Origin of the sequence: Sphingomonas sp. NPDC019816 (assembly GCF_050274375.1) — a bacterium.
Classification (GTDB): Bacteria; Pseudomonadota; Alphaproteobacteria; order Sphingomonadales; family Sphingomonadaceae; genus Sphingomonas.
Genome location: NZ_JBNNOB010000020.1, coordinates 12,773 through 29,466 on the forward strand (window position 1 = coordinate 12,773; position 16,694 = coordinate 29,466).

11 protein-coding genes are annotated in these 16,694 nt (G+C 66.6%); 2 read left to right on the plus strand and 9 right to left on the minus strand.

Annotation, left to right across the window (positions count from 1 at the left end; translation table 11 throughout):
* Nucleotides 1-51: 51 nt before the first annotated feature.
* Genes ACQKJZ_RS04915 through ACQKJZ_RS04935 form a run of 5 tightly spaced genes read right to left on the minus strand, consistent with a single transcriptional unit; the run spans nt 52 to nt 9,915 of the window.
* Nucleotides 52-2,130: a glycoside hydrolase family 97 protein gene (locus ACQKJZ_RS04915; RefSeq protein WP_427730190.1), complete on the minus strand. Its 2,079-nt coding sequence runs from the start codon at nt 2,128-2,130 to the stop codon at nt 52-54.
* Nucleotides 2,127-3,740 carry an alpha-amylase family glycosyl hydrolase gene (locus ACQKJZ_RS04920; protein WP_427730191.1) on the minus strand — a complete coding sequence of 538 codons (1,614 nt, stop codon included), beginning with the start codon at nt 3,738-3,740 and terminating at the stop codon, nt 2,127-2,129. Before ACQKJZ_RS04920 ends, ACQKJZ_RS04915 begins: the two co-directional genes overlap by 4 nt.
* Nucleotides 3,740-5,533 (minus strand): alpha-amylase family glycosyl hydrolase, encoded by a 1,794-nt coding sequence (locus ACQKJZ_RS04925; protein ID WP_427730192.1) that lies wholly within the window; start codon nt 5,531-5,533, stop codon nt 3,740-3,742. The genes ACQKJZ_RS04920 and ACQKJZ_RS04925 overlap by 1 nt, the downstream gene beginning before the upstream one ends.
* Nucleotides 5,530-7,086 carry a tryptophan halogenase family protein gene (locus ACQKJZ_RS04930; protein ID WP_427730193.1) on the minus strand — a complete coding sequence of 519 codons (1,557 nt, stop codon included), beginning with the start codon at nt 7,084-7,086 and terminating at the stop codon, nt 5,530-5,532. The genes ACQKJZ_RS04925 and ACQKJZ_RS04930 overlap by 4 nt, the downstream gene beginning before the upstream one ends.
* 54 nt (nt 7,087-7,140) lie before the next feature.
* Nucleotides 7,141-9,915 carry a TonB-dependent receptor gene (locus ACQKJZ_RS04935; protein WP_427730194.1) on the minus strand — a complete coding sequence of 925 codons (2,775 nt, stop codon included), beginning with the start codon at nt 9,913-9,915 and terminating at the stop codon, nt 7,141-7,143.
* 206 nt (nt 9,916-10,121) lie between these two features.
* On the opposite strand from ACQKJZ_RS04935, the gene ACQKJZ_RS04940 reads away from it, so the two are divergent.
* Both ACQKJZ_RS04940 and ACQKJZ_RS04945 read left to right on the plus strand, forming a co-directional pair.
* On the plus strand, nt 10,122-11,153 hold the full coding sequence (locus ACQKJZ_RS04940; protein WP_427730195.1) for a LacI family DNA-binding transcriptional regulator: 1,032 nt from the start codon (nt 10,122-10,124) through the stop codon (nt 11,151-11,153).
* Between the two features lie 31 nt (nt 11,154-11,184).
* Entirely contained in the window at nt 11,185-12,666 is a 1,482-nt protein-coding gene (locus ACQKJZ_RS04945) for an MFS transporter (RefSeq protein WP_427730196.1), read from the plus strand.
* Between the two features lie 5 nt (nt 12,667-12,671).
* Here the strand turns inward: ACQKJZ_RS04945 and ACQKJZ_RS04950 are convergent, their stop codons facing one another.
* The 4 genes from ACQKJZ_RS04950 to ACQKJZ_RS04965 all read right to left on the minus strand — a co-directional run bounded on the left by ACQKJZ_RS04950 (nt 12,672) and on the right by ACQKJZ_RS04965 (nt 16,661).
* Nucleotides 12,672-14,006, minus strand: coding sequence for a sensor histidine kinase (locus ACQKJZ_RS04950; RefSeq protein ID WP_427730197.1), 1,335 nt, complete (start codon nt 14,004-14,006; stop codon nt 12,672-12,674).
* Nucleotides 14,007-14,016: 10 nt separating this feature from the next.
* A complete protein-coding gene (locus tag ACQKJZ_RS04955; protein ID WP_007404208.1) occupies nt 14,017-14,736 on the minus strand; it encodes a response regulator in 720 nt (239 codons plus the stop codon).
* A gap of 74 nt (nt 14,737-14,810) precedes the next feature.
* Entirely contained in the window at nt 14,811-15,290 is a 480-nt protein-coding gene (locus tag ACQKJZ_RS04960) for a hypothetical protein (protein ID WP_427730198.1), read from the minus strand.
* A 120-nt stretch (nt 15,291-15,410) separates the two neighbouring features.
* The gene (locus ACQKJZ_RS04965; RefSeq protein WP_427730199.1) at nt 15,411-16,661 is read right to left on the minus strand and encodes a TetR/AcrR family transcriptional regulator; all 1,251 of its coding nucleotides are present in this window, start codon (nt 16,659-16,661) and stop codon (nt 15,411-15,413) included.
* Between the last annotated feature and the right edge of the window lie 33 nt (nt 16,662-16,694).

The window sequence follows — 16,694 nt, forward strand, 5'->3', positions numbered from 1 at the left end:
CTCCACCATGCTCCGCATGGTCCCCCTCCCCCTATGGGGGAGGAATAGGTCTTACAGCGCCTTCAATCGGATCGCCTGGCCGCCACCGGGGGCGAGCGAGAGCGTCAGCGTATCGCCCTTCTTCACCCGCTTGGTTTCGAACGCGATCGAATGGCGGGCATCGGTCGCATAGGTCGCGCCGGGGCCGTCCTTGTACACCTGCGCCTCATAGGTCTTGCCAGGATCGAGGAAATCGAGCGTCACGGTCAGTTCCCGCGCATTCTCGTCGGTGATCGAGCCGACATACCAATCCCGGCTCTTCCGGTCCCGCCGGGCGAAGGTGACGTAATCGCCCACCTCGCCGTTCAGGACGCGGCTGTCCTCCCAGTCCACCGGCACATCCGCGATGAACCGGAAGGCTTCCGGGTATTTCGCGTAATTCTCCGGCGTATCGGCCGCCATCTGCACCGGCGAGTAGAGCACGACATAGAGCGCCAGCTGCTTGGCGATGGTCGACTGGATCGGGCTGTTGTCGCTGCCGGTCAGGCTGAGCACGCCCGGGGTGAAGTCCATCGGGCCTTCGAGCATCCGGGTGAAGGCCAGGTTGACCTCATGCTCGGGCGGGTTCTTGCCCGGCCAGGCGTTATATTCCATGCCCCGCGAGCCTTCCCGCGCCAGCCAGTTGGGATAGGTGCGGCGCAGGCCGGTATCCTTGACCGGCTCATGCGCGTCGATCGAAACCTTATACTTCGCAGCGGCTTCCAACACGCGCAGATGGTGGTTCACCATCCACTGGCCCTCATGCCATTCACGTGAGACCGAGCCGTCCGCGTTCACCCGCTCGATCTGCCCGGCATCGGCGACATAGCCGGTCTTGACGACGTGCTCGCCGTGATCGGCGGCGAACTTGAAGGCCGGGTCGAACTGGCTCTCATAATGGCTGACCGCGCCGCCCGTCTCATGATGGCCGATCAGCGAGACGCCCTTCGACTTGGCGTACTTCGCCAGATAGTCGGCGTCGAAATCCTCCGCCGGGGTCGCGAACTGCATCGCCGAGCCATTGCCCGCCCAGTCACCGTCCCAGCCGATATTCCACCCCTCGACCAGCACGCCGGGGATGCCGTATTTGGCGGCGAAGTCGATATAGGTCTTCACGTTCGCGGTGGTCGCGCCGTGGCGCGGGCCGCGTGCCCAGCTCCATTCGCCCTTGATCATCTTCCACCAGACGCCGACGAACTTGCCCGGCTTCACCCAGGACACGTCGCCCAGCTTGTTGGGCTCGTTCAGGTTGAGCATCAGATGGCTCATGTAAAGCCCGCCCGCATCGGGGGCGATCAGGAAGGTCCGCCAGGGCGTCGTCCAGGCGCCGGTCTTCACCACCTTGGGCGCGCCCGAACCGGGGGTGAGCACCGCCTTGAAGCTGTTCCCCTCGGTCTTCATGACGGCCATGCTGGCATAGTCGACCAAAGCCGCCTCATGGATGGCGATGTGCGTGCCGTCGTCCAGCTTCATCGTGATCGGCGTCGCCGCCGTGCCGACCGCGCCAATGGGCGTGCGGTTGTAGAGATATTCTTCGCGGTTCCAGAGGAAGGCGGGCTTCCACCAGGCGGTGCCGTCTTGCGCGATGTTGAACTCGGTCAGCTCCTCGGCGATGTTGGCGTGTGGAAGCGCCTGCTGCTCGGGAAATTCGTAGCGGAAGCCGACGCCGTCATCCTGCACCCGGAACACCACGTCATAGCGGCGGTGGAGCGCGCTCGATTCCATCAGGCGGACGCGCATCTCGCGGTGATTGTCGCGGATGGTGCGCCACTCGCCCCAGGGCTGGGTCCAGCTGGTGTCGGACTTGGCGTGGGCAACGGACTCGATCTTCATGCCGCGCTCGATCTTGGCCGCGTCGGTGAACATCATGCCGAGGCGCGAGGGCGCGACGATCGCCTTGCCGTTCCGCGCGATCATATAGACCGCGCGGCCGTCATTGTCGGTCGACACCTGCACGGTGATCTGGCCGTTCGGCGAGGTTTCGATCGCGTCGGGCTGTCCGGCGGGCTTGGCAAATTTGAACGTCTCGTTGACCGCCGGATCGGCGGGGCCGTTCTGGGCCTGCGCCGCTCCGGCGATCAGGCCGAGCCCCAAGGCAATGGTCGTCTTCATGCAGTCATCTCCTGGATCGCCGCCGCGAACGCGCCCAGGCGTTCGTCGGTGGCGCTATTGATCTGGACCAGCAGCCGCCCACCGCGTGGCAGGGCAGGGGGCAGGGTCACGGGCGTATCGCCCAGATTGAACAGGCACAGCAGCCGCTGCTCGCCCTCGCGCCGCTCAAAGGCGAGCAGTTGGTCATCGGCGTGAAGCAGCGTCAGGTCGCCGACCGCCAGCGCGGGCGTCTCGGCGCGCAGCCGGACGAGGCGGCGGGTGAGGTTCAGCAGCGAGTCCGGGTCGCCATCCTGCCGATTGACCGCCAGCGCGGCATGATCCGGCCCGACCGGCAACCACGGCTCGGCATCTGAAAAGCCGCCGTTAATCGCATTGCTGCTCCACGGCATCGGCGTGCGCACGCCGTCGCGTGACAGGGTCAGCGGCCAGTTGGCGATGGCTTCGGGATCGACCAGCCGCTCGAAGGGGACATCGACCTGGGTCAGCCCCAATTCCTCGCCCTGATAGACAAAGGCGTTGCCGCGCAGGCTGAGCAGCAACAGCATCTTCATCCGCGCGAAAGGCTCGCGGTTCTCGGGCGTCGTCCAGCGGGACACGGCACGCGGCGCGTCATGGTTTTCGAACGCCCAGCTCGGCCAGCCCATGCCCGGCTCGGCGGGCCATTTCGCCAGCGCCTCGGCAACGATGCGCGGGGTCAGCCGGTCGGCATAGAGGAAGTCGAAGCCATAGGCGGTGTTCAGCCGGTGGTCGCCCGCCGTGAACAGCTTCATCTCACGATCCGCCTCGTCGCCGCCGACCTCGGCCACGGTGAAGCGGTCGCCATACTCGTCCAACGTCGCGCGGATACGCTCCAGGAACGGCACGATGTCGGCGTGGCTCTGGTTATAGAGCTTCAGCTGGAAGTCGAACGGCCGGGTGCGCGTCTTGCCATTATTCGGCGCGGGCGGATTATCGCGCATCGTCGGCTCGTGCATCATGAAGTTGATCGCATCGAGCCGGAAGCCGTCCACCCCACGGTCGAGCCAGAACCGCGCGGTCGCCAGTAATTCCGCCTGCACGTCCGCGTGATGGACGTGCAACTGCGGCTGTTCCTTCAGAAAATTGTGCAGATAATATTGCCCGCGCCGCGCGTCCCAGGTCCAAGCGGGGCCACCGAAGACCGACTGCCAGTTGGACGGCGGCGAGCCATCAGGCTTGGCGTCGGCCCAGACATACCAGTCGGCCCGCGCATTAGAGCGGCTGGCGCGGCTTTCGGCGAACCAGGGATGGTCTTCGGAGGTGTGGCTATACACCTGGTCAATGACGACCTTCAGCCCCAGTTCGTGCGCGCGGACGACCAGCGCGTCGAAATCCTTCAGCGTGCCGAAGATCGGATCGACGTCGCGATAATCCGCCACGTCGTAGCCGAAATCCTTCATCGGCGAGGTGAAGAAGGGCGACAGCCAGATCGCGTCCACGCCCAGGCTGGCGACATGGTCCAGCCGCGCGGTGATGCCGGGCAGGTCGCCGATGCCGTCGCCATTGCTGTCGGCGAAGCTGCGCGGGTAGATTTGATAGATCACCGCGCCCTTCCACCAGGGGCGGGCGGCAGTGGGGTTGGTCTCAGTCATCAACGGCTCTCCGCCGCGCAAACGGCATAGCCGAAGGCAGGCAAATTCAACATCAGGCTGCCCGGTGCCGCGGCGGTGGGCGAGCAGGTCCCGGCTAGGGTCGCGAACCGCTCCGATGCTGTCTCCACCTGCACGGCCTGGGTGAGCGGCTTGGCCGAGGTATTGAAGGCGATCAGATATTCGCGACCCGTGGCGGGATCGAAGCGGGACACGGCGAACAACCCGGGCACATCGCCGCGCGCGCGGATCACCTGCCGCCCGCGCGTCAGGGCCGGGTTAGCGGTGCGCAGACGAGCAAGCGCCGCGATCTCGCGATAGAGCGGGTGGGTAGGAACAAAGCTGTTGGTTGCGGTCGTTTTGGACGTGCCGACCAGCGTGTTGTCGTTGTAGCTGGCGACCTTGCTGGCGAACATGTCCTCGCGCGCATCCTGGTCGTTGCCGTCGCCCGCGAACCCCTGCTCGTCGCCAGAATAGATGGTCGGCACGCCGCGCAAAGTCAGCAGCATCGCGTGGCCCAGTTCGACCCGCTTCAGGATTTCCGCGTCCGAGGCATTGGGGTTTGCTTCCCGGACATCACGCGCGAAGCGGCCATGGTCGTGATTGCCGAGGAAGGTCGGGAGGATGTCGGCCGTCGCCTCTTCCTTGGCATAGAGTACATCGCCCTCGAACAGGTTGGAGAGGACACGCGTCGGCTTGTTCTCCGCGACCGTCTGGATCACCGCGTTCATGAACGCGAAGTCGAGGACCGCCGGATAGTCGGCGATCTTGGTCCAGCGGGCGAGGGCGCCGGGGTCCATGCCGGCCGTCACCTCGCCGAAGATATGGAAGTTCGGGATGCCCTTGGCCTTGGCGCGGTTGAGCATGGCGGGGACGAAACTGCGCCAGAACTCCGGGTTCACATGCTTGGCGGTGTCGATGCGGAAGCCGTCGATCCCGAACCGGTCGATCCAGCCGCCGTAAATGTCGATCATGCCCGCGATGACACGCGGGTTCTCGGTATAAAGATCGTCCAGCCCGGAGAAATCGCCGGTGGTCGAGCTTTCGTCCTCGAACGTCGTGTTGCCGCGATTGTGGTAATAGATCGGATCGTTGAGCCAGGCGGGGGTCTTGGCGTTCTTCTCCGCCGCCGGGACATAGGGCGTATAGGCGTAAGTGGGGTCGGTCAGCTTCGCAAAGTTCGCTGCGGTCTGTACATCGTCGCCCAGAAAGCCCGGATTGATCGCCGCGCCCTTCACGCCGCCGCGCCGCTGATAGGGATAGGTCGCGCGGTCGCGATATGGACAGGGCGACCCTTCCGCGCACTCGCGATACTGGATCACGTCGGCGGTGTGGTTGACGATGATGTCCATATAGACCTTCATCCCCCGGCCATGCGCGGCCGTAATGAAGGCGCGCAGATCGGCCTCGGTCCCCAGATGCGGGTCGACCGTGGTGAAGTCAGTGATCCAGTAGCCGTGATAGCCAGCGCTCTCCTGTCCCTTGGCCCCCTGCACGGCTTTGTTCTTGAAGATCGGCCCCAGCCAGATCGCGGTCGCGCCCAGCCCCTGGATATAGTCGAGCCGCCGGGTCAGCCCCTTCAGGTCGCCGCCATGGTAGAAGCCCTTGTGCGTCGGATCGAAGCCGGTGGTCAGCGGACCACCCTTCAGCCCGCCGCGATCATTGGCGGTGTCGCCATTCTCGAACCGGTCCGGCAGGACGAAATAGATCACCTCGTCCTGCGGCAGGCGCTGGCGATAATCCTGTGCGGCGAGCGGTGTGGCGGTCGCGAGCAGGGCGAGCAGCAGCTTTTTCATGGGGCAACCTTTTGGGCAGGCGCGGCGCAATGCGCGGCGAGGAAGGCGTCGTGCGTCGGCAGCCGGCTGGCCACCTGCGCGGCGTGACGCCGGGTGAGGCTGAGAAAATCGTCCAGCTCGTCCGCCGACAGCGCGTCGGCGAGGGCGTGATGGCCGGCGGGCAGGATGCCCTGTCCGATCATGACCTGCGCCCAGGCGGGCTCGGCGAAAAGTTCGTCGCCCTCGCGCTGGATACGGCCATTGGCGCGGAACAGTGCGATCCGCGCGGTGAGGCTGTCGGGTAGGGGCACCGTGCGACGCTCGGTCCAGAATGGCTCGGCCCTGGCATTGGCGTGGTAGTGCAGGATCAGGAAGTCGCGGATGCCCAGCCATTCGGTCTCGGTCAGGCGGTTATAGGCATCGACCTCGGTCTGCTGGAGCGTCGGCCCCGGCCAATATTCGAGCAGCCGCGCGATCCCCGACTGGATCAGATGGATGCTGGTCGACTCCAGCGGTTCCAGGAACCCCGCCGCCAGCCCCAGCGCGACGCAATTGCCGACCCATGCGCGCCGCCGCCGTCCGGTGATGAAGCGCAACGGGCGCGGATCGCCCATCGCCTCGCCGCCCAGCGCGGTCAGCAGCCGGTCGGTCGCCTCGTCATCCGACAGATACCGGCTGTCATAGACCAGCCCATTGCCGGTGCGATGCTGAAGCGGGATGCGCCAGCGCCAGCCGGCCCCGTGCGCGATCGCGCGGGTATAGGGGGGCAGGGGGCTGGCCCGCTCGCCCGCCACCGCCAGCGCGCGGTCGCAGGGGAGGAGTTCGGACCAGTCGTCGAACGGCTCGGCGAGCGTCTCGCCGATCAGCAGCGCGCGAAAGCCCGAACAGTCGATGAAAAGGTCGCCCACCTCGCGGTGCCCGCCCTCCAACTCGACATGCTCGATCCGCCCGGCCGCGTCGCGTGCGACCGAGGCGATCCGGCCCTCGATCCGTGCCACGCCCGCGCCTTCCGCATGGCGGCGAAGCAACGCGGCGTAAAGCGAGGCGTCGAAATGATAGGCCCAGGCCAGCCCGCTTGGCAGGTCGGGGCGGCCCGGATCGGGGGCGAAGCGGCCCGCCATCGCGGCCTGCGCGCTCGCCATATGGGTCCACAGCGAAGCCGGGTTCGCCGCGCCACCGCCGCGCAGCCAGTAATGGTGGAAGGGCACCAGCCCCAGGCCGCGCCCGATGCTGCCGAAGGCGTGGAGATAGCCGCTGCCCTCGCCAGACCAGCCCTCGAACCGTATGCCCAGCTTGAAGCTGCCGTTGGTGGCGCGCAGGAACGCGGCTTCGTCGAGGCCGAGCATCTGGTTGAACAGGCGGATGCCGGGAATGGTCGCCTCACCGACGCCGACCGTGCCGATCGCATCGGATTCGATCAGGGTGATGCGCGTGGAGGCGGGGACGAACCGCGCCAGTGCCGCCGCCGCCATCCATCCGGCGGTGCCGCCGCCGACGATCACGACGCGCTGTGTGATGGCTGCCTGTGGGATCGCGGGCCTTGCGATACGGTCTGTCGAAGGGGCGGCGTCCATGCGGCGTCTCACAAAGGCCCGCGCCGATCATCGAACCAGCGCGGGATAGGGTCATCAGAAGCGATAGGTAAACCCGGCGAGAAAGCGTCGGCCATAGCTCTGATAGTCGATCACCTGCTCGCGGTTTCCGCCATTGGTGGTGACGAACGGCGTGTCGGTCAGGTTCTGGCCCTGAAGGAACAGCGACAGCCCCTTGAACGTGCCCTCCTGGAAGTCATAACCGATCTGGCCGTCGACGATCGTCTCGTCGATGGCGCGGCGGCGGACGCGATTGGCGCCGAAGCCCGACAGCTCACCCACGAAGGTCGAGCGGTAGCGGACCGAGCCACGGATGTTCAGGCCCCATTTCTCGAAATAGGCGGTGCCGTTGGCGACCCAGCGCGAATAGCCGGGAATGTCCTCGGGCTCGCCGCCCGGCGTCGGGGTGATCTCGGTCTTGGTGTACGACCCGCCGCCCGTCAGGCCGAAGCCGTCGAGGAAGCCGACCACCTGACCCAGCGGCAAGGTGCCCGCCAGCTCGACGCCGTAGATCTTGCCACCGGTGCCGTTGATCGGCCGGGTGATACGACCCTGAAGCGGGATGCCGGCGGGAATGGCGGCGGGCAGGGGCAGGCCGGTATAGTTATAGGGCTGCTCCAAATTGTAGACGAAGCTCTTGAGATCCTTGTAGAAGCCCTGCGCCGCCAGATAGCCGCGCGTGCCGAAATACTTCTCGACCGTCACGTCGAACGAGTTCGAGCGGATCGGGCGGAGGAACGGGTTGCCGCCATTGCCCGAGATGATGCCCTGCTGCGCATCGAAGCCATAGGACAGCGCGACCCGCATGTCGTCGAAGCGCGGGCGCATCATCTGGCGCGCGGCGGCGACGCGGAACACCCAGTCGCTGGGCAGGCGCAGCGACAGGTTGGCGCTGGGCAGGATGTCCCAATAATCGTCGCCCTGGACGATGTTGGTATAGCCGGTGCCGTTATAGATCAGCCCGCGCGACTTCTGCTCGGTACCGACCGCCTGCACGCCGACATTGCCGGTCAACTCGGCCGCGCCCAGCTGCGCCCGCAGATCGGCCTGGAGATAGGCGGTCATCAGATGTTCGGTCGTGGTGTACGCCTTGGCGGGCACGTCCGGGCTGGTGTTCGGGGTCAGGACGATGACGCCACCCGCCAACAAGGCGCGCGGATCATAGCTGAGCATCGGGCCCAGACCCAGATAGGTCAGGTCGGTCGGCGCCTGGCGATATTGTTGCGGCAACGGCGCGATGGTGGCGCCACCGGGCAGGGTAACGAACGACTCGTTGGGGGCCAGCGACTTGGAATGGTCGGTATAGTTCAGGCCGAAGCGGACGGCATGGACGATCGGCGTTGCGACCTCGCGCTCGATCTCGACGCGGTACTGCTTGATCTCGTCGGTGACCTTGCGATCGTTGAAATAGCCGGTCTGGCGCGTCTGGCCGCCCCAGCCGAGCGGGTCGGTCAGCTGGATCAGGTTCGGGTCGGAATAGTTCAGCGTCGGCTTGAAGACGGTGCCGTTCCGCCCTGTGGTGAAACCGATCGTATCGGTCGCGCCGAAGCCCTGGCCATAGCCGGTGCCGCTATAGGTCTCCAGCGTTATCTCGTCGCGATCGGTGCGCGAATAGCTGAGGTCCAGCATCGCGCTCCAGCCGTCATCGCCCTTATACTTGCCGTTATAGCCGAACGAATACAGCTTGGCCTTGCGCTGGAACGAGTCGTTGCGGATCACGCCTTCGACATTGTTGAAGGTGCCCGAGGTGACGAGGCCGTTGGCCACGACCGGGTTGGTCAGCGACGTGCCCGAACCCCAGGCCAGCGGCAATTCGATACCGCGCTTGATCTGGTCGTCGTTGAAGTCCGAATAGAAGCCGTCGAGCGTGCTGGTGAAATGGTCGCTCATTTGCCACTGCACCGTGCCCGAAAGGCCCAGGCGCTTCAGCGTGGTCGAGGTGACATAGGATTTGGAGCCGCCGATGACTTTCGCCGGCTGGCCGCCGACCGTCGTGTCGGCATAGCCCCAAGCATTGCCTTCCTGAATCTGGTATGGTTCGTTGAGATAGCTGGCGGACAGCGCAACGCCGATCGTGTCGTCGGCGAACTGGTCGACATAGGTCGCGGTGGCGCGATAGCCGAAGTCCTTCGACCCCGCATTCAGCTTGCCGATATCGGCATAGGTGCCTCGCGTGCCGACCGAGAAGACGCGCTTGCCATAGTCGAGTGGGCGGATGGTCTTCAGGTCGACGGTGCCCGACAGGCCCTGGCCGATCAGCGCGGCATTGGCGGTCTTGTAGATCAGGACCTGATTGACGACTTCGGCCGGATACTGGTCATATTCCACCGCGCGATTGTCGCCGGTCGAGGTCTGTTCGCGACCGTTCAGCAGCGTGGTCGAGAAGTCGGGGGCGAAGCCGCGGATCGAGATCGCGTTGGAGCGGCCGTTGACGCGCTGCGACGTGACGCCGGGCAGGCGGGCGATCGACTCGGCGATCGAGGCGTCGGGCAGCTTGCCGATATCCTCGGCCGAGACGGACTCGACGACCAGATCGCGGTTCTTCTTCTCGGCGACGGCGTTTTCCAACGCGGCGCGGAAGCCGGTGACGACGATATCGGTGCTGTCGGCTTCGCCCTGCGTCTGCGTCTGGGGCTGGGCGGCGGCGCCATCATTGGGATTGGCGCTGTCGGCTGTCTTGGCCGCTGGATCGGGCACGATCGCATAATTCTGCGCGGCGAGCGGCGCGGCGATGACCAGCGCGAGCGTGCTGACGCCGAGCTTCAGGAACGAACGCGCGGCATCGGCCGGCGCCACAGGGCGAACCGTCATGAAATCCCCTCCAGGAAACCCCGCCTTCTTTCAAGGGACGGGTATGGTTGTTGGGGCTTTCTGTGAAATCGATCGCGGCAAATGCCAATCAACCCGCATACGTATTCAATGCGGCCGTTTCGGCCTGTTGCATTATTACGACATGGTGCATGCCCAACCCGGATCGGTCATACCGGAGCGCATTCGCACAGGAGGATGCCCGAGCCGTGGTCGGCCAGAGAAAGCCCACATCGTTCGATATCGCGCAAATGGCCGGCGTCTCGCAGCCGACGGTCAGCCGTGCGCTGCGGGGCAGCCCCTCGGTCAGCGCCGCGACGCGCGCGCGGATACAGGCGATCGCCAAGACGCTGAACTATACGGTCGACCGCGCCGCCTCCAACCTGCGTAGCGGGCAGACGCGGACACTGGCGCTGCTGCTGTTCCGCGATCCCTCGCCGGGGCGCACGCTGATCAATCCCTTTTTTCTCGGTATGTTGGGGTCGATCATGGAGAGTTGTGCGGAGGTCGGATACGACCTCCTCGTCTCCTTCCAGAATGTCGAGAATGACTGGCAGGCCGATTATGAGGACAGCCACCGCGCCGATGGGCTGATCCTGCTCGGCTATGGCGATTATGCCGATTATCGCGAACAGCTGGACCAGCTGGTCGCGCGCGGCACGCATTTCGTACGCTGGGGATCGGTCGCGCCGGGGCAGCCGGGCCTGACGATCGGTTGCGACAATCATGCCGGCGCGCTGGCGGCGACGCGGCACCTGATCGCGCAAGGACGGACGCGGATCGCCTTTCTGGGTGACGCGACCGACCATTATCCCGAATTTCACGACCGGTATCGCGGCTATTGCGATGCGCTGGCCGAGGCGGGCATGGCATGCCACCCGGAATTGCAGGTCGGCGCCATCTCCAGTGAGGAAGAGGGCGAACGTGCGGCGCGCGAATTGCTGGCGCGCGGGGTTGCCTTTGACGGGATCATGGCGGCGAGCGACCTGATCGCGCTGGCGGCGATGCGGGTGCTGGCCGAGGCGGGGCGGCGCGTGCCCGCCGATGTCTCGGTCGTAGGCTTCGACGATATTCCCGCCGCCAGCTTCGCGCATCCGCCGCTGTCGACCGTGGTGCAGGACGCGGCGGCGGCGGGCCGGCTGCTGGTCCGCGCGCTGCTGGCAGAGATTTCGGGCAAGCCGCGCACCGCCACGTTGCTGCCCGCGACCCTGGTCGTGCGCGGATCGAGCGTGCGGCCATAATCATAACCATAAAAATGAATTGGGAGGGGATATGGAGAAGCCGCGTCAAGGCTTTTGGGGATTGTGGAACACCTCGTTCGGCTTTTTCGGTATCCAGATCGGCTTTGCGTTGCAGAACGCGAATGTCAGCCGGATCTTCCAGTCGATGGGAACGGCGGAAAAGGACCTCGCCTTTCTGTGGATCGCCGCACCGCTGACCGGGCTGCTCGTCCAGCCGATCATCGGCCATTATAGCGACCGTACCTGGAGCCGATTCGGCCGGCGGCGGCCCTATTTCCTGGCGGGCGCGGTGCTGGCCACGCTGGCGCTGATCGGCATGCCCAATGCGGGCGGGCTGCTGGCCGCGGCGATGCTGTTGTGGCTGCTCGACGCCTCGCTCAACATCTCGATGGAGCCGTTCCGCGCCTTTGTCGGCGATATGCTGCCCAGCCGCCAACGCACGGCGGGATATGCGTTCCAGACGGCTTTTATCGGCGCGGGCGCGGTGCTGGGATCGCTGGCGCCGCAATTGCTGACCGATGTCTTCCACGTCGCCAATGTCGCGCCGGCGGGGGAAGTCCCGGCATCGGTGCGCTACGGCTTCTATATCGGCGCGGCCGCGCTGTTCGTCGCGGTGCTGTGGACCGTTTTGACCACGCGCGAATATTCGCCCCAGCAGATCGCCGCCTTTGCCGAGCAGGATGCGGGGCAGGCGGTGCATAGCGAGGCCGTGCCCTCCACGCGGATCGGGGCCGCGCCGCTGTGGATCGCCGCCGGGGCGGTCATCGTCGCGGCGGTGGGGTGGCTCGGCCTCGACAAGCCGGTCTACCTACTGGGCGGTGGCCTCGTTGCCTTCGGCCTAGCGCAGATCGTCAGCGCGGCGCTGGTACGGGGCGGGAAGGCACAGAACGCCCTGAGCCAGATCCTGGCCGATCTGGCGGCGATGCCGGCGACGATGAAGCGGCTGGCGCTGGTCCAGTTCTTCACCTGGTCGGCGCTGTTCATCATGTGGATCTATACCACGCCGATCGTCGCCGAGCGGGTGTTCCATACCCGCGATGCGACGAGCGCGGCCTTCAATGAGGGCGCCAACTGGGTCGGCGTGCTGTTCGCGGTCTATAGCGGGGTGGCGACGCTTTGGGCCTTTGCGCTGCCACCGCTGGCGCGCGCGATCGGGCGGCGCAATACGCATATCCTGGGGCTGCTTTGCGGCGCGACGGGGTTCGCGTCGTTCCTGGTGATTACGGACGCATGGGTGTTGCTGGCGTCGATGGCGCTGGTCGGCATCGCCTGGGCCTCGATCCTGACCATGCCCTATGCGATCCTGTCGGCGGCGCTGCCAGCGGAAAAGCTGGGTATCTACATGGGCTTGTTCAACATATTTATCGTGTTGCCGCAGCTGATCGTGTCGTCGGTGATGGGCGCGGTGGTCAGCCGCTTCTTCCCGCAGGACGTGGTCTGGACGATGGCCATCGCGGCCGGGGTGATGGGGCTGGCCGCGCTCGCGATGCTGCGGGTCGCGCGGGATGCGTGAGGCGCTTAACGGGGCAGGGTGATGGTCGCCGCCAGCCCGCCCTCGGGCCGGTTGGCCAGGCGGATGTCGCCCCCCGCCTCGCGCACGATCGACCGCGCCAGCGCCAGCCCCAGGCCGATGCCGCCGGTGTCGCGGTTGCGTGAGCTTTCCAGGCGGATGAAGGGATCGAACACCGTCTCCAGCTGATCCGGCGCGATGCCCGGCCCCCGATCGGCGACGATGATCGCCACCTGGTTGGGCTTGGCGTCGATCCGCACATCGGCGCTATGACCATATTTGACCGCATTCTCGATCAGATTGCGCACCGCACGCCGCATCAGTGAAGGGCGCAGCTTCAGCCGAAGCCGCCCGCTCTCCTCGAACGTCACCTCCTGCCCCAGATCGTGGAAGTCGGCGACCACCGCATCGACCAGCGCGTTCAGGTCGACATCGGTCTCCGCCTCGCTGGGCCGGCCGACCCGCGCGAGCGAGAGGATGTCCTCCAGCGTCTTGTTCATTTCGGCGATGGTGTCGGCCATGCGCAGCCGGTCCTGCTCGTCCTCGACCGACTCGATCCGCACACGCAGCGCGGCGAGGGGCGTGCGCAGGTCGTGGCCGATGGCCCCCAGCATCCGGTCCTTTTCCTCCAGCATCGCCCCGATCCGCAGGCGCAGCGCGTTGAACGCGGCGATCAGCGCGGAGACGTCGTTCGGCCCCTGCTCGGGGATCGGCTCGCCCGGTTCGCGCGGATCGAAATGCTCGGCCGCGCGGGTCAGGTCGCGCAAGGGGCGGGAGATGCGACGGCCGATCCACAGCACGGGCAACAGGATGATGCCGTACAGGATCATCGTCTGGGTGATAAGCCGCCAGACCAGAAACATGCCGTCGCGCGGCCAGATCGATCGGGTGACCAGCCAGCCGCCCCGGCCGGGCAGTTCGACCGCGATCATCAGCTCGTCGACGGGATGACGCCGTCCGAAACGGCGGCGCGGCCAGTCGAAATCGGCGGGGTTGAACGGGCGGATACCGGTGACGATCCGCCCGACCGGATGGCCCGACTCGACCAAGCCCTCGCCGATCAGCGTCTCGACCCCCGTCACGCGCGGCAGGCCCGGCGGGATCGGATTGACGGCGGCGCGGCGCACCCGGCTACGCTCATGGGGCGGAATGCGGCCGTTGCTCGACCGCTCGATCGCGTCATTCAGGCGCGCGATGGCGGGTCCCGAAATCTGTTCGAGGAGGAGCGACCGCCGCTCCCGCAGGAGCAGCGTGAAGCTGATCGCCTGCGCCACGAACAGCGCCACGGCGAGCAGCAGCGCCAATTGCGCCGCCAGCCGGCGCGGCCAGAGCCGCAGCGTCATGGGCGGACGATCATAGACGGGTGACCTCGGCGGCCAGCGTATAGCCGCCGCCCCATACGGTCTTGATGATCTCGGGCGACTTCGGGTCCGCCTCGATCTTGCGACGCAGGCGGCTGACCTGATTGTCGATCGCCCGGTCGAACGCGGCGGCCTCGCGTCCCTGGGTCAGGTCGAGCAATTGGTCGCGGGTCAGCACTTGGCGCGGGCGGCTGACGAGCGCCAGCAGCAGATTGTATTCGCCCGTCGACAGCATCACCGACACGCCCTCGCGGTCGACCAGCGAACGCTCGCCCGATTTCAGCACCCATCCTGCAAAGGCATAGGAGCCGCTGTCGGGCGCATGGACGCGCGCGCCGCCGGCCTGGGTCCGGCGCAGCACCACCTTGGCGCGAGTCGCCAGTTCGCGCGGGGAGAAGGGCTTCACCACATAATCGTCCGCGCCCATCTCCAGCCCGACGATGCGGTCCGTCTCCTCGGCGCGGGCGGTCAGCAAGATAACCGGCACCTCGCTGGTCGCCGCGATATGGCGGCACAGCGATAGCCCGTCCTCGCCCGGCATCATGATGTCGAGGATGACGAGATCGATCGCATAGGCCGCCAGCCGGGTGCGCGCCGAGGCGGCGTCGCCGGCCTGCGTCACGCGAAAGCCCTGTTTGGTCAGATAGACGGCGAGCGGTTCGCGGATCGAACGCTCGTCATCGACGAGCAGCAGATGCGGCGTGTCGGACATGGGGCCGGGGTCTAGCATGACGGCGGATACTCGCAAGCGGGGCGGGCCGGCGTCCGGCACCGCCCCGCCGACGATCAGTCGCCGTCGCGCATGGGCTGCGTGGCCGGGGCCGACTGGCCCGCACCGCCATGACGGCCCCAGCGCCCGTGCGGCGCGGCGGCGCGTTCCTGCGCGTCGATCTTGCCGTCGCGATTGGTGTCGAGCCGGTCGAACATCGCTGCCGCCCGCGCGCGGAAGGCCTCGGCGGTCATCGGCTGCGGCGCGCGGCGGCCGGGGCGGTCACCCCGACGCTGCGCGCGTTCGGCACGCTTCTGGCCGCGATAGGCGCGCATTTCCTCGGGCGTGACGGTGCCGTCGTGATTGGCGTCCATCGCGGCGAAGCGGCGGTCGGCGGCGGCCAGCGCGGCGGTGCGGTCGATATTCCCCTGGGCATCGGGCTGCACGCCCATCAGGCCATGGCGCATCGGGTTGGCGTTGGGCGTGCCGGTCTGCGCCTGGGCGGCGGTCGCGGTGATCATCAGGCCGAGGGAAAGGCCGATCAGGGTCTTTCGCATGGTGGGCGGGTCCTTGGGTCGGGGAAGGGCCGATCCCTTCCGATGATGACGTCTATGCCCGCCGCCTGTCCCCCGATCATGTCGTCGCGCCCCCGCAATTGTCGCAATTTGTAGGGGGCGTCAGTCCGCCAGCAACCGGTCGTCGAACAGGCCATAGAGGATGGTCGAGGCATAGAGCGCGATCGCGCGTCCCCGGTCCATGGTGGCGGCCCATTTGCGCATGTCGAAGGCGGCATTCTGAAGCGCCATCAGCGTCTGCGCGGCGATCAGCGCGTCGACGGGGCGCATCGATCCTTCCGCCACCCCGTCCATGATCGTCCCCGCATAGCGCCGCGCGATCCGGTCGGAGCGGTCGACCATCGCGCGCCGGGCATCGGCGGGCAGGCTGGACAGCGCACTGGTGCGCAGCAGCGGTCCGCGCTCGGCGAACTGGATGTCGAGCAGGGTCGCGATCGCGCTCGACAGGCGATGCCAGTGGCTGCCCCCTGCGGCATCGGCCAGCTGTTGCGCCGCCGTGATCGTATCGAAGCTGCGGCGATAGCAGGTGAGGACCAGATCGTCCTTGGCATCGAGATGGTGGTAGAAGCTGCCCTTGGTGACGTTCAGCTCGGAGGCGATGCGCTGCACGCTCGCGCCGCGATAGCCGAGCTGGTTGATCAGCCGCGTCGCCGCCAGCAGGAAGGCCTCACGCCCCGGCTCCGCCTCGCGCCCCGACCCGTCCTGCTCACCCAGCGGGAGGAGCGCGGGCGCCCAGCGCGAGTCCCTGGCGGCGATGCCGTGGGTCAGCACGTCGAGCAACCGTTCCTCGACCCGGTGATATTGATCGGGCTCGTAACGCCGGAGCCAGATCGGCAACCAGAAGGTGTTTTCCAGCAGGACGTGCGCGCGTGCGCCATACAGGTCCTGATGCGCGCGGCTGGCGGCGGGACCCCACAGGGCGCGGGTGGTGCGAAACACCTTCTGCCATCCAGCCATCAATCGCCCGCGAATCGGCTCCTCGGTCGCACGCAGGTCGGACAGGACGGCGAAGGCGGTTTCCTCGCCCCGCTCGATCCGTGCCAGCCGGTCCATGTTGATGGCGATATAGCGGGCGATCCGCGCCTGCGGCGTCGGCTCGCGGCCGGCGATATCCAGCATGTCGAGGAGGCGGTCGAGCGTGTTCTCGAACGCGGCGGCGGCCAGATCCTCCTTGCGCTTGAAGTAATAGGTGACGCTGGTGGTGTTCAACCCGACCCGGCGCGCGACGTCGGCAAAGGTCATACCCTTGGCCGATTGCTCGTTGATTGCATCCGCCGCTGCCGCGAGTATCGCGTCGCGCTTCTGGCGATAGCGTTCGGTATTCTGCCCCTCTGCGACGGGCATCGCCGCCATGTCCGCTAATCCTTTTTGGTCAAGCCGATGACC